This window comes from Pseudoduganella umbonata (assembly GCF_014192225.1).
Lineage (GTDB): Bacteria > Pseudomonadota > Gammaproteobacteria > Burkholderiales > Burkholderiaceae_D > Rugamonas > Rugamonas umbonata.
In genome coordinates this window covers 1-12,543 of the sequence record NZ_JACHXS010000016.1, presented here as the reverse complement: position 1 = coordinate 12,543, position 12,543 = coordinate 1, and the positions used below count along the sequence as shown (strand labels likewise).

The following is a 12,543-nucleotide window of genomic DNA, read 5'->3' as shown; positions in this document are numbered from 1 at the left end:
CTTCCGCACGCCTCCCGGAAGCCGGTTAAAAAGAAGTCTGATCGGCAAGAATGCTGATTTTCCCGCCATCATAACGATTCCGGCTGAAAACTACGCGTGGAAAAATCGCGGCAACGCTGAACAATATTCAGTTTATAACATGCCGGATGCACGACACGATCAAACCAGGCCCTTCGGCAGCGGGAACGTGACGTTCTCCTCCACGCCTTCCAGCGGCCGGACACTCTTCGCACCCAGCTCCTTCAGCCGGTCGATGACGGCCTGGACCAGGACTTCGGGCGCCGAGGCGCCGGCCGTGACGCCGATGCGCCGGTGACCGTCGAGCCAGGCGGGGTCGATCTGGTCCGCCCGGTCCACCATGTAGGCCGGCGTGCCCATCTTGCGGGCCACTTCGCGCAGGCGGTTCGAGTTCGAGCTGTTCGGGCTGCCCACGACGACGACGACCTCCACCTGCGGCGCCATGAACTTCACCGCTTCCTGGCGGTTGGTGGTGGCATAGCAGATGTCGCCCTTCTTCGGTTCCTGGATGGCCGGGAAGCGCGCCTTCAGCGCTTCGATGATCTCGGCAGTGTCATCCACCGACAGCGTGGTCTGCGAAACGTAGGCCAGGTTTTCTGGATTGCTGACCTGCAGTTTCGCGACATCGTCGATGGTTTCCACCAGGTGCATGCCCTCTTCGGCCTGGCCCATCGTGCCTTCCACTTCCGGGTGGCCGTCGTGGCCGATCATGATGATCTCGCAGCCGGACTTGCGCATCTTGGCCACTTCCACGTGCACCTTCGTCACCAGCGGGCAGGTGGCGTCGAAGATCGACAGGCCGCGCGCTTCCGCCTCGGCGCGCACCGCCTTCGACACGCCGTGCGCGGAAAACACCAGTGTGTTACCGGCCGGGACATCGTCCAGGTCTTCGATGAAGATCGCGCCCTTGGAGCGCAGGTCTTCGACGACATAGGCGTTGTGCACGATTTCGTGCCGCACGTAGATCGGCGCGCCGAACTGCTGCAGGGCGCGCTCGACGATCTCGATCGCGCGGTCGACGCCCGCGCAAAAGCCGCGCGGCTGGGCCAGGAGGATTTCTTTATCAATTTGCATGGCGGCGCTCATCGGCTCGTTCATCGGCTCGTTCATCGGCTACAGGACGGAAATCAGGTTCACTTCGAAGCGCACCGGCTGGCCGGCCAGCGGGTGATTGAAGTCGAAGATGGCGGCATCGTCATGCAATTCGCGCAGGATGCCGGAAAAGCGGCCGCCGCCCGGTGCGGCGAAGTCGACCAGGTCGCCCACGCGGTACTCGGCGCCGGGCACCGAATTCTCGTCCAGCGTGGCCCGCGTGACAGAGCGGATCAATTCAGGGTTGCGCGGGCCGAAGGCCACGCCCGGTTCCAGGTCGAAGGTTTTATGGGTACCTTCGGGCAGGCCGAGCAGCAACTCTTCCAGCACCGGCGCCAGCTGGCCGGAACCGAGCATCAGCGTGGCCGGATTGCCGTCGAAGGTGGAAACGATGTCGGTACCGTCCAGCTGGGCCAGGCGGTAATGCAGGGTGAGATACGCGGAAGGAGTGACGACGTTCGACATGATGTGACCCGGATTGCGGGCAATAAGCTGGGCAAACCGGTATTGTAAGCCAGCTTGGCCCCAGGAGTCTGCGCGGCCTGCTCGACAAGTCTTCCCATGTCTTCGCCATATCAGTATGGCCCGGCGCGCCGGCCCGGATAATGGCCGTCCGATCAAGCGAGGGGAGTCAAAGCATGAGCATCTCGAACTGGCCGGCGCACCAGCGCCCGCGCGAACGGTTGATCCGCGAAGGCGCGCAGGCCTTGTCCGACGCGGAACTGCTGGCCGTTTTCCTGCGCGTGGGCATGCGCGGCAAGAATGCCGTCGAACTGGCCGGCGACATGGTCCGGCACTTCGGCTCGCTGCATGCCCTGCTGCGCGCAAGCCTGAAGGACTTCACCGCCGTGCCGGGCCTGGGTCCGGCCAAGTATGCGCAACTGAATGCGGTGATCGAACTGGCGCGGCGCGCGATCAGCGACGAAATGCTGTCCGGCGAATCGATCTGCTCGCCACAGGCCGCCAAGCAGTACCTGCGCCTGGCGATGGCCGGCCGGCCCTACGAATCGTTCCACGTGCTGTTCCTGGACGTGCGCAACCGGCTGATCGCGGCGCGCGAACTGTTTCGCGGCACGCTGACGCATACCAGTGTCTATCCCCGGGAAGTGGTGCGCGAGGCGCTGAGCCGCAACGCCGCCAGCGTGATGCTGGCGCATAACCATCCGTCCGGCACGCCGGAACCCAGCGAAGCGGACCTGCTGCTGACACGCGCGCTGGTGCAGGCGCTGGCGCTGGTCGACATCCGCATCCTCGATCATTTCGTTGTGGCCGGACATCGCGTGCATTCGTTCGCGGAAAACGGCCAGATGTAACGATTCGCGCCCCACCCGCTTGGCGTTTACCGTTAGATATCAAGGACTTCGGCGCAGGAAGGCAGATCCGGAAGTATCTACCCCCGCAAATGTTAAATTTTTCTCGAATCTTATGACACAATTGTTTTTCCCAAGTGATTGAAAAAGCTCAGTTTTTTAGATACACTGCTGTTTTTCCGAATTCGGAAGTAATTTTAAGGAGTGCAACATGGCACGTGTTTGCCAAGTCACTGGGAAGAAGCCGATGGTCGGCAACAACGTTTCCCATGCAAACAACAAGACGAAGCGCCGTTTCCTGCCGAACCTGCAGAACCGCCGCATCTTCGTTGAATCTGAAAACCGCTGGGTCTCCCTGCGTCTGTCCAACGCCGGTCTGCGCGTGATCGACAAGGTCGGCATCGACGCCGTCCTGGCCGACATGCGCGCTCGTGGCGAAAAAGTCTAATAGGGAGCTATCATGGCAAAAACTGGCCGCGACAAAATCAAGCTGGAATCGACCGCTGGCACGGGTCACTTCTACACCACGACCAAGAACAAGCGCACGATGCCTGGCAAAATGGAGATCATGAAGTTCGATCCCAAAGCACGCAAGCACGTGACGTACAAGGAAACCAAGATCAAGTAATCGATCTTGCTCCAATAAAAAAGCCGCTCTCGAGCGGCTTTTTTGCATCTGGACTGTTGTAAAACTCATGGGGACTGTCCCCTCCGCGGGGACAGTCCCTCTCAGGGGGACTGTCCCGGGTCCAGACTTGGACTGTTGTAAAACTCATGGGGACTGTCCCCTCCGCGGGGACAGTCCCTCTCAGGGGGACTGTCCCGGGTCCAGAAACATTTCCTGAAACCGGGGTCAGACCCCAGTTTTAGGAAATGTTTTACGGGCGCAAATAAAAACGGCCCCAAAGGGCCGTTTCATGAAGTGCTGTCAGATCAAGCGTAGCTGCGCAGCCGCAGCGAGAAGTCCTGCAGTGCCTTGATGCCGGACGCCTCGGCGCGCTGGCACCAGTCCTGCAGCTTGTGGACCAGCTCCTCACGGGTGAAGTGCGAGCGTTCCCAGATCACGCCCAGTTCGACGCGCATATTGTGCATCGTTTCCAGCGCCTTGCTGTGCTGGAACAGCTCGGTCAGATGCGCCTTTTGCACCGCTTCCAGCTTCGCCGGTTCGCGCTGCATGGCCTTGCGGGCAGATTTCAGCACGCCCGATTCCAGCTGCGCCTTGTGCTTCAGGTGCTCCACTTCCTCGTCCCAAGCATGCTTGACCGACTTGGCGTACTTGGCCATCACGTCGTAGCGGTTGGCGATCACGGCCTGCAGCGTTTCGATGTCGGCCTGCAGCTTGGCGGCAGCGAACTTGGGCTTCGGCGGAAGCTTCTTCACTTTTGCTAGGCCGACCATTTCCATCATGCGGATATAGCCCCAGCCGATGTCGAACTCATACCACTTGGACGACAGCTTGGCCGACGTCGCATACGTATGGTGGTTGTTGTGCAGCTCTTCGCCGCCGATGATGATGCCCCAAGGAATGATGTTGGTGGCAGCATCCGAGCAGTCGAAGTTGCGGTAGCCCCAGTAGTGGCCGATGCCGTTGATGATGCCGGCGGCGGTGATGGGAATCCACAGCATCTGCACGGCCCACACGGTCAGGCCCTTGGCACCGAACAGCATGACGTTCAGGATCAGCAGCAGCGCCACGCCCTGCCAGCTGTATTTCGTGTACAGGTTGCGCTCCATCCAGTCGTCCGGCGTGCCATGGCCGTACTTGTCGAGCGTTTCCTTGTTTTTCGTTTCAGCGCGGTACAGCTCGGCGCCTTCCCAGAAAACTTTTTTGATGCCGCGGGTCACGGGGCTGTGCGGATCTTCCTCGGTATCGCACTTGGCATGGTGCTTGCGGTGGACCGCTGCCCATTCCTTCGTGACCTGGCCCGTGGTCAGCCACAGCCAGAAACGGAAGAAGTGGCTCGGGATCGCGTGCAGCTCCAGCGCGCGGTGCGCCTGGTGGCGGTGCAGATAGATCGTGACGGCCGCGATCGTAATGTGGGTGACGATCAGCGTATAGAGAACGGTTTGCCAGTTCGACAGACCGGTGATGCCATGCGTCAGGAAGTCCAAGACAGCGTTCAAACTAGTTCCATCCATTCAAATGATTTCCAGTCGCGCGGAAATCTTGCGCATCGCCAGCAGACGTTACCGTCAATTGTACGCGCATTCGTCCGGGACAGGCGCGACGATTACTTAACGTCATGTGGTATTTCGGGGATCGGCAATTGTCCGATGATGCGCATCTCCCGCTGCGGGAACGGCACCGATATCTGGTGGTCCTTCAAGGCTTTCCAGATGGCCCGGTTGACATCGGACGTGACGCCGCCGCGGCCGTTTTCCGGATCGCCGATCCAGAAGCCCACCTGCAGCTCCAGGCCGTCGGCACCGAAGTTGAGCAGCGTGGCGCCCGGCGGGCGCGACTTCAGCACCCGCGGCACCGATGCGGCCGCATCTTCCAGCAACTTCAGCGCGTAGTCGAGATCCGTGTCATACGCCACCGACACCTTCGTGCCGATCCATACTTCCTTGTTCGTCAACGTGGTGTTCTGGACCGGGCTCGACACGAACATCTCGTTCGGCACGATCGATTCCACGCCGTCCAGCCCCGCCAGCACCGTGTAGCGCGTGTTGATCCGCGCCACCCGGCCGCTGAACTTGTCGACGGTGATCATGTCGCCGATCTGCAGGCTGCGGTCCAGCAGGATGATGAAGCCGGACACGTAATTGCTGGCGATCTTCTGCAGGCCGAGACCCAGGCCGACGCCCAGCGCGCCGCCGAACACGGACAGCACGGTCAGGTCGATGCCCACCAGGTTCAGGCTGAACAGCACGGCAAACACGATCAGCAGCGCGCGGCCGATCCGTGCCAGCACCACCCGCACATTTGAATTGAGCGTATCCACGCCCATCAGCCGTTCTTCCAGCGCCGCGCCGGCCCACATCGCCAGCACCAGCGTGACGACGACCGAGACGATGCCCTGCAGGATTTCCGCCGCCGTCACCTTGTTCTTGCCCAGGTGCAGCGTCATGCTGTCGAGATAACGGTAGATGTCGTCCCAATAACCGGTGATGTACAGCGCGAACGCGCCCCACACCACCAGCTGGAAGATCTTCTCGAACGTCAGCATCGCCGCGCCGATTTCGCCGCGGCGTGCAAACACCCGCCGCAGCAGGTAGAACGTCAGCCGGATCACCGCCAGCGAGCCCCAGATCGGCAGCGCCACCTTCAGCAGGTTCACGTGATACCAGCGCCCCAGCACGATCTGCGACAGCCACAGCAGCAGGACGATGGCCAGCGGCCCGATCACGCGGGCAAAACTCTCCACGCCAAACCGCGCCATGGCGGTACGCTCTGCGCTCCTCCCGAGCCGGGACAGCACCAGCCGCGACAGCATCCATCCCAGCCCCACCGACAGGGCCAGCGCTCCCAGCTGCCACATCAGGCCCGGATCACGCAGGTCGCCCAGCAGGTCGTTCCACAATGCCGACAGCGGGATCTGCTTCATTCCTCTTCGGCCTCTTCGGCAGGTTCAGCGGCCGGCGCCGCCTTGGCCATCGGCTTGCGTTCGAACACGGCGGCAAAGAAGCCATCCGTCTGGTGCTTGTGCGGCAGCAGTTTCAGGTAGTCGCCCATGTCCAGGTCGATCTTCTGTTCGGCCAGCACCTGGCTCATCGGCACCAGCTGGAAGTCCGGATGGCCGGCGATGAACTGCTCCGCCACGGCATCGTTCTCTTCCTTCAGCAGGCTGCACGTCGCGTAGACGAGGCGGCCGCCGGCCTTTACCAGGCGCGCGGCGCCATCGAGGATCGACACCTGCTTCTCGTGCATCTCGGCAATCGCCTCGACCGGCTGGCGCCACTTGACGTCCGGGTTGCGGCGCAGCGTGCCCATGCCGGAGCATGGCGCGTCGACCAGCACGCGGTCGATCTTGCCGGCCAGGCGCTTGATCTTCGCATCGCGTTCGTGCGCGATCGCCACCGGATGCACGTTCGACAGGCCCGAGCGCGCCAGCCGCGGCTTCAGCTTGGCCAGACGCTTTTCCGACACGTCGAACGCATATAGGCGGCCGGTGTTGCGCATCTGCGCACCCAGTGCCAGCGTCTTGCCGCCGGCACCGGCGCAAAAGTCGACCACCATCTCGCCGCGGCGCGCACCCAGGATCTGCGCCAGCACCTGGCTGCCTTCGTCCTGCACTTCGATCGCGCCTTCCTTGAACAGCGGCAGGTTCTGCAGTTGCGGCTTCTTCAGCACGCGCAGGCCCAGCGGCGCGAACGGCGTGGCCGTGGCAACGATCGGTGCCTGGGCCAGTTGCTCGATGACCTTGTCGCGGTCCGCCTTCAGCGCGTTCACGCGCAGGTCCAGCGGCGCCGGCGTGTTCAGCGCATCGGCAAGCTGCAGCGCTTCTTCTTCGCCGTATTGCTCGGCAAGCTTTTCCCACAGCCATTTCGGCATATTGGTGCGCAGCGACTTGTGCAGCAGCGAGCGGTCGATGTCCCTCATTCGCGTCAGCCACTCGACCTCCTCCTCCGACAGGCCGGGCAGCGCGTCGATGCCGACGGCATCGGCCAGGCCCAGCAACGTCAGGCGGCGCATGGTCGCGCCGCCGTTCGGCTCGGAAAACTCGGTAAAGAAATTCTTGTTACGGAGCACCGCATAGATGCATTCGGCGATGGCACCGCGCTCGCGGCCGCCGAGGCGGGGATGATCCTTGAAGTAACGGGACAACGTGGTGTCGGCCGGCGCGGCAAAGCGCAAGATCTCGCGCAGCACTTCTTCGGCGCTGGCGAGTACTGCTGGAGGCAATCTCATGGGAATCCTGGTGATGAATTAGTTCGCGGACGTGGCCGGGGCGGCCGAATCGCGTGGACGATGGGGGCCATAAACCTGGCCGTTCTCGACAATCAGTTTATCTTCGATGAACCAGCGTATGGCGCGCGGGTACAGCACATGTTCCTGCACCAGCAGGCGTTGCGCCAGCGTGTCGGCGGTATCGCCCGGCAACACCGGCACGGACACCTGGTCCACCATCGGCCCATGATCCAGCTCGGCGGTAACGAAGTGCACGGTGGCGCCATGCTCCGCATGGCCGGCGGCCAGCGCTGCCTCGTGCGTATGCAGGCCGGGGAACAGCGGCAGCAGCGACGGGTGGATATTCAGCATCCGGCCGCTGTAGTGTTCGACGAACCCGGGCGTCAGGATGCGCATGAAACCGGCCAGCACGACGAGATCCGGTGCGAAACGGTCGATGACGGCCTGCAACGCGGCATCGAATGCCTCGCGGGTCGGGTACTCCTTGTTCGGTACGACGGCGGTCGGAATGCCGCGCGCGGCGGCGAATTCCAGGCCTTTGGCATCGGCACGATTGCTGATGACGGCGGCGATTCGGGCTGGCCACTGCTCCGCTTCGGCGGCGCGAACCACGGCTTCCATATTGCTGCCGCGGCCCGAAATGAGGATGACGATGTTTTTCATGGCCGACATTGTACCCGCTGCGGAAGGCCGGACCAACGGCAGGCCACCGTCGGACCAACGGCCGGCGGCGCCAGGGGCCGGCGCGGAACGCCTCAGGCGGCCGCCGCGGCGCTATTCAAAAGAATAGAATACGCGGAACGGGACTTTCTTTTCAGCCCACCAGTCGGCGGCGTCCCGGAATACGTCGAGCAGCGTTTCACGCGCTTCGCGGTCGAATTTCTGGGTATTGGGCAGTTGTTCGAGCACGATCACGAAGCCGGGCTGCTCTCCGGCCTGGAACAGCGTTTCCGTCAGGGTCGTGCGCAGCGCATCGAAATTCTTGCCACAGGGCTTGGGGAACCGAAAGGATTCGGCAATGATGCCCAGCACTTGCTGCTTGGTCAGGCCGGCATTGCAATACGCATATAAAAAATGCTGACCAAGGCGGCCGGCCTCCTCTTGCAGTTCAGCGATCCGGAATGCCCTGATGGACTGAACGAGGTTGGGCGGCACGGTTAAGAACAAACTCATTTTTCCCTCAAAATCGACCTGTTGTACGGTATGTGTTTTATATTGAAGGCACCTATACAAGGCACACTGCGGCACACTGCGAGGCATGTAACAACAATGCGTACAACAATGCGAACTACAACGCGAACTGCAACGCGAATGGCATTGCGAACGGCATTGCGAACGGCATTGCAAACGGCATTGCAACCTCGTGATGCGCGGCGTGCCGCTGCACCGGCAGCGCTAGTCGCGTTTCTCTCCGTCAATTCGATCCCTAGAGTGTAAGGGTAACGTGTTGTACAGCGTGAATCAACTTTAATGTGGCAGCGCGCGCAAGATTTGTTAAAAACCGGTCATTTTCAGGCAGCTTTAAGCTCTCTTCCCGACAATCCGCCTCCCGGCTCGTCGCAGGACCAAATGCCCGGCAAAGCATCGACGTGGGTTACATTTTGTTGCCATAAGCCCAGATTCGCCAGGCTCGCCGGCGTTACCATTGAACCGCCGAATACTTATTTTCCTGTTTTTCTCAGTCGGTCACTGATAACAGGACATTCACCGATAGAGGTACCTTAAATGAAACTGCAAGCTCAGTTGCCATCGAAACTGATGTTGTCGGCCATGCTGCTCGGTTCCCTGCCGGCCGTGCAGGCCGCCGATTTCGAAGACTACGGCCGTGTCGTGCGCGTGACGCCGCAGGTGGAACGGATCAACCGGCCGCAGCAGGAATGCCGTACCGAGTATGTGCAGGTACAGCAACAACAGCAGCGCAGCGTGGGTGGCTCGATCGTCGGCGGCATCGCCGGCGCGCTGCTGGGCAGCCAGGTGGGCAGCGGCAGCGGCCGCACCGCCGCGGCGGCAGCCGGCGCGATTGCCGGCGCAGTGGTCGGCGACCGGGTCGACAACCAGAATGCGGTACCGCCAGGCGTGCAGGAACAGGCGGTGAAACAATGCCGCACTGTCGACAGCTGGGAATCGCGCACCACCGGTTATGAAGTCGTCTACGACTATCGCGGCCGCAATTACACCAGCTATATGTCGCAGGACCCGGGCGAACGTGTCCGCCTCCGCGTTTCGGTCGAGCCGATCCAGTAAGCGTTCGATCGGCGCATGCGGAAAGTGGCATGCGAGACAGCAAACTGCCGGCCCTTGGGCCGGCAGTTTGCATTGGTGGAGAACGATTGCTGGCAACGGTAGCTGCCGACGGTCGCCGGGAAGCTTGCTACCGGACAAAGCGACGCGGGATAATAAGGCTCCACCGGGACCCCACCATGCTGATCAAACGTAAATCCATCGAAAAAGAAGAATCGTCCCGCCCTGCAAAGCCGGCGGCGAAGACCGCCGCGCGCAAGCTGGCGCCCTACAAGCCGAAATTCGCACCGGTCACGCTGTCCGAACAGGATGGCGTACGTTACCTGCATTTCGGCACCGAATGGGTGCAAGGCGCGATGCGTATCCGCAAGCCGGACTGGCCCGAGCTGGAATATGCCCAGCAGATGATGGCGTGGATGCTGTGGATCGACACCCCGCGCAGCGTTGCCCAACTGGGCCTGGGCACCGCCACCCTGACGAAATTCTGCTACAAGGCCTTTCCCGAGGCGCAGGTCACCGCGGTGGAGCTGAATCCGCACGTGATCGCGATTTGCCGGTCGATGTTCAAGCTGCCGCCCGACGATGCGCGGCTGCGCGTGCTGGAGATGGATGCGCTCGATTTCGTCAACGATGCCGCCAACCACAACACGCTCGATGCGCTGCAGGTGGACCTGTACGACGCCACGGCACGCGGCCCGGTACTCGATTCCGCCGAATTCTATGCGGCCTGCGCCGCCTGCCTGACCGAGGACGGCATCATGACCGTCAACCTGTTCGGCGACCACCCCAGCTATGCAAGGAACCTGAAGGCGATGAAGTTCGCCTTCCCCCAGGTGGTCAGCCTGCCGGAAGTCCACGAAGGCAACGTGGTCGCGCTGGCATTCAGGCGCGCCCGCCCGATCGACATCCCCGTCCTGGACGAACGTGCCGGCGAAATCCACGGGCAGACCAGGCTGCCGGCGAAATCGTGGGTCAAGGGCCTTGCCTCGATAAAGGCCTGACACCATGGCCGGCACACTCGACCTGCAACAGATCTTCACGTGGCTGCTGGCCGACGGCATGGTCGAGAAATCCGGCGTCAAGGCCCACTACACGCAGGCGCAAGGCATCCTGCGCAATACCGCCGGCGCGATGCATCCGCTATGCGCCGTGGCGCATTGCAAGATCCTGTCCGCCCAGGCGCCGCACCGGCAATTGACGCTGGACCTGCTGACCGAATGGCTGGCCGGGCGCGCCCGGCTGCCGCTGTACCGCATCGATCCGCTGAAGGTGGACTTCACGCGCGTGGCGGACGTGATGTCGGCCAGCTACGCGGCGCGCTTCAACATCCTGCCGGTGGAAATCACGGCCGACACCCTGACGGTCGCCACCGCCGACCCGTTCGCGCTCGAATGGGAACCGGAGATCGCCAAGATCTCGCGCCGCTCGATCCGCCGCGTGATCGCCAACCCGCTCGACATCGCCCAGTACACGTCGCAGTTCTTTTCGCTGGCAAAGTCGATCAGGGATGCCAACAAGTCCACCGGCCAGGATCTCGCGCTGCGCAACAACTTCGAGCAGCTGGTCGAAATGGGCAAGAGCAACCGTCAGGTCGATGCCAACGACCAGCACGTGATCAACATCGTCGACTGGCTGTGGCAATACGCGTTCGAGCAGCGCGCCTCCGACATCCACCTGGAACCGAAGCGCGACATCGGCAACATCCGCTTCCGCATCGACGGCATGCTGCACCAGGTGTACCAGGTGCCGGCCGTGGTCATGATCGCGATGACCGCGCGCATCAAGCTGCTGGGACGGATGGACGTGATCGAGAAGCGCCGCCCGCAGGACGGCCGGATCAAGACGCGCACCGCCGGCGGCCAGGAAATCGAGCTGCGGCTGTCCACGCTGCCGACCGCGTTCGGCGAAAAACTGGTGATGCGTATCTTCGACCCCGAGGTCGTCGTCAAGACGCTGCCCGAACTGGGCTTTCCGCCCGAGGACGCGGCGCGCTGGGATGCGCTGACGCGCCGGCCGCACGGCATCATCCTCGTCACCGGCCCAACCGGCTCGGGCAAGACCACCACGCTGTACACCACGCTGAAGGCGCTGGCCACTTCCGAAGTCAACGTGTGCACCGTGGAAGACCCGATCGAGATGGTGGAGGCATCGTTCAACCAGATGCAGGTGCAGCCGGGCATCGAACTGTCGTTCGCGGACGGCGTGCGCGCGCTGATGCGGCAAGACCCGGACATCATCATGGTCGGCGAGATCCGCGACCTGGCCACGGCCGAAATGGCGATCCAGGCCGCGCTGACGGGTCACCTGGTGCTGTCGACGCTGCATACGAACGATGCGCCGTCGGCCGTGATGCGCCTGCTGGAACTGGGTGTGCCTTACTACCTGCTGGAGGCAACGATCATCGGCATCATGGCGCAGCGCCTGGTGCGCACGCTGTGCGCCGACTGCAAGGCGCCCGACGGCGCGCTCGCGGACGATATCTGGGAAGGCATCGGCGGTGCCTGGAAGCTGCCAAAACCGCAGCAGGTCTACCGCCCGGTGGGCTGCCCCGAGTGCCGGCAAACGGGTTTTCGCGGCCGCACCGGCATCTACGAGCTGCTGACCGTCAGCGCCGCATTCAATGCGCTCGTCAGGGAAGACACCGATATCGGCGCGCTGCGCCGGCAGGCGATCGCCGATGGCATGAAACCGCTGCGCAACGCCGGCGCCTGGAAGATCATCGAAGGCGCGACCACCGCCGAGGAAGTACTGAAAGCGACCGCATCGCTCGTTTAAGCAATGGCGCACTTTTGAAGCCGCGCAGTTTTTAAAGGGCGCTGTTCGCGTTGGCTCGATATTTCCTGTCGGCACGGAACTTTTTACCCGTTCTGTTGTCCGTTCTGTTGTCCGTTCTGTTGTCTCAACGTGCCGGACTCATCCGCTGAATTTTTCCACAGCAACGCCGAGCCACTGCCTCGGCGTTGTTAATACCGCCGCATCAAGCACGCGTTGCCAGCCTGTGTAGTTGGCCAGGTAGCGGCTCGCGACACC

The 12,543-nt window shown here is 62.4% G+C and carries 13 protein-coding genes; 6 read left to right on the top strand and 7 right to left on the bottom strand.

What is annotated here, in order from left to right:
• Positions 1–159 precede the first annotated feature (159 nt).
• Together ispH and FHS02_RS29120 are read right to left on the bottom strand one after the other, a co-directional pair.
• A complete protein-coding gene (gene ispH / locus FHS02_RS29125; protein WP_229422822.1) occupies positions 160–1,086 on the bottom strand; it encodes a 4-hydroxy-3-methylbut-2-enyl diphosphate reductase in 927 nt (308 codons plus the stop codon).
• Between the two features lie 45 nt (positions 1,087–1,131).
• Positions 1,132–1,575 carry an FKBP-type peptidyl-prolyl cis-trans isomerase gene (locus FHS02_RS29120; RefSeq protein WP_137314365.1) on the bottom strand — a complete coding sequence of 148 codons (444 nt, stop codon included), beginning with the start codon at positions 1,573–1,575 and terminating at the stop codon, positions 1,132–1,134.
• 173 nt (positions 1,576–1,748) lie between these two features.
• Here FHS02_RS29120 and radC point away from each other — a divergent pair, with 173 nt between their 5' ends.
• The 3 genes from radC (at position 1,749) to rpmG (ending at position 3,048) form a co-directional block, all read left to right on the top strand.
• A complete protein-coding gene (gene radC, locus FHS02_RS29115) occupies positions 1,749–2,423 on the top strand; it encodes a RadC family protein (protein WP_137314366.1) in 675 nt (224 codons plus the stop codon).
• A 208-nt stretch (positions 2,424–2,631) separates the two neighbouring features.
• Positions 2,632–2,868: a 50S ribosomal protein L28 gene (gene rpmB / locus FHS02_RS29110; RefSeq protein WP_008451488.1), complete on the top strand. Its 237-nt coding sequence runs from the start codon at positions 2,632–2,634 to the stop codon at positions 2,866–2,868.
• Between the two features lie 12 nt (positions 2,869–2,880).
• Positions 2,881–3,048 carry a 50S ribosomal protein L33 gene (gene rpmG, locus FHS02_RS29105; protein ID WP_050411857.1) on the top strand — a complete coding sequence of 56 codons (168 nt, stop codon included), beginning with the start codon at positions 2,881–2,883 and terminating at the stop codon, positions 3,046–3,048.
• 305 nt (positions 3,049–3,353) lie between these two features.
• Here the strand turns inward: rpmG and FHS02_RS29100 are convergent, their stop codons facing one another.
• From FHS02_RS29100 to FHS02_RS29080, 5 genes are all read right to left on the bottom strand, one after another.
• Entirely contained in the window at positions 3,354–4,559 is a 1,206-nt protein-coding gene (locus FHS02_RS29100; protein WP_137314367.1) for a DesA family fatty acid desaturase, read from the bottom strand.
• A 92-nt stretch (positions 4,560–4,651) separates the two neighbouring features.
• Positions 4,652–5,968, bottom strand: coding sequence for a mechanosensitive ion channel family protein (locus FHS02_RS29095; RefSeq protein WP_137314368.1), 1,317 nt, complete (start codon positions 5,966–5,968; stop codon positions 4,652–4,654).
• Positions 5,965–7,272 carry an RsmB/NOP family class I SAM-dependent RNA methyltransferase gene (locus FHS02_RS29090; protein WP_137314369.1) on the bottom strand — a complete coding sequence of 436 codons (1,308 nt, stop codon included), beginning with the start codon at positions 7,270–7,272 and terminating at the stop codon, positions 5,965–5,967. Before FHS02_RS29090 ends, FHS02_RS29095 begins: the two co-directional genes overlap by 4 nt.
• Before the next feature lie 18 nt (positions 7,273–7,290).
• The gene (gene purN / locus FHS02_RS29085) at positions 7,291–7,935 is read right to left on the bottom strand and encodes a phosphoribosylglycinamide formyltransferase (protein ID WP_137314370.1); all 645 of its coding nucleotides are present in this window, start codon (positions 7,933–7,935) and stop codon (positions 7,291–7,293) included.
• A 111-nt stretch (positions 7,936–8,046) separates the two neighbouring features.
• Positions 8,047–8,445: a barstar family protein gene (locus FHS02_RS29080; RefSeq protein ID WP_137314371.1), complete on the bottom strand. Its 399-nt coding sequence runs from the start codon at positions 8,443–8,445 to the stop codon at positions 8,047–8,049.
• A gap of 552 nt (positions 8,446–8,997) precedes the next feature.
• Here FHS02_RS29080 and FHS02_RS29075 point away from each other — a divergent pair.
• The 3 genes from FHS02_RS29075 (at position 8,998) to tfpB (ending at position 12,288) form a co-directional block, all read left to right on the top strand.
• On the top strand, positions 8,998–9,516 hold the full coding sequence (locus FHS02_RS29075) for a glycine zipper 2TM domain-containing protein (protein WP_137314372.1): 519 nt from the start codon (positions 8,998–9,000) through the stop codon (positions 9,514–9,516).
• 176 nt (positions 9,517–9,692) lie between these two features.
• Entirely contained in the window at positions 9,693–10,514 is an 822-nt protein-coding gene (locus FHS02_RS29070) for a spermine/spermidine synthase domain-containing protein (protein WP_137314373.1), read from the top strand.
• Positions 10,515–10,518: 4 nt separating this feature from the next.
• Positions 10,519–12,288, top strand: a complete 1,770-nt coding sequence (tfpB, locus tag FHS02_RS29065) for a type IV pilus assembly ATPase TfpB (RefSeq protein WP_137314374.1) — start codon at positions 10,519–10,521, stop codon at positions 12,286–12,288.
• The last annotated feature ends 255 nt before the right edge of the window (positions 12,289–12,543 follow it).

What these genes read in the sequence shown, in the direction of transcription:
- FHS02_RS29070 (WP_137314373.1), top strand. Translation starts at nt 9,693, where the DNA reads ATGCTGATCAAACGTAAATCCATCGAAAAAGAAGAATCGTCCCGCCCT.
- rpmG (WP_050411857.1), top strand. Translation starts at nt 2,881, where the DNA reads ATGGCAAAAACTGGCCGCGACAAAATCAAGCTGGAATCGACCGCTGGC.
- FHS02_RS29095 (WP_137314368.1), bottom strand. Translation starts at nt 5,968, where the DNA reads ATGAAGCAGATCCCGCTGTCGGCATTGTGGAACGACCTGCTGGGCGAC.
- tfpB (WP_137314374.1), top strand. Translation starts at nt 10,519, where the DNA reads ATGGCCGGCACACTCGACCTGCAACAGATCTTCACGTGGCTGCTGGCC.
- FHS02_RS29080 (WP_137314371.1), bottom strand. Translation starts at nt 8,445, where the DNA reads ATGAGTTTGTTCTTAACCGTGCCGCCCAACCTCGTTCAGTCCATCAGG.
- purN (WP_137314370.1), bottom strand. Translation starts at nt 7,935, where the DNA reads ATGAAAAACATCGTCATCCTCATTTCGGGCCGCGGCAGCAATATGGAA.
- rpmB (WP_008451488.1), top strand. Translation starts at nt 2,632, where the DNA reads ATGGCACGTGTTTGCCAAGTCACTGGGAAGAAGCCGATGGTCGGCAAC.
- FHS02_RS29100 (WP_137314367.1), bottom strand. Translation starts at nt 4,559, where the DNA reads ATGGATGGAACTAGTTTGAACGCTGTCTTGGACTTCCTGACGCATGGC.
- radC (WP_137314366.1), top strand. Translation starts at nt 1,749, where the DNA reads ATGAGCATCTCGAACTGGCCGGCGCACCAGCGCCCGCGCGAACGGTTG.
- FHS02_RS29075 (WP_137314372.1), top strand. Translation starts at nt 8,998, where the DNA reads ATGAAACTGCAAGCTCAGTTGCCATCGAAACTGATGTTGTCGGCCATG.
- FHS02_RS29090 (WP_137314369.1), bottom strand. Translation starts at nt 7,272, where the DNA reads ATGAGATTGCCTCCAGCAGTACTCGCCAGCGCCGAAGAAGTGCTGCGC.
- FHS02_RS29120 (WP_137314365.1), bottom strand. Translation starts at nt 1,575, where the DNA reads ATGTCGAACGTCGTCACTCCTTCCGCGTATCTCACCCTGCATTACCGC.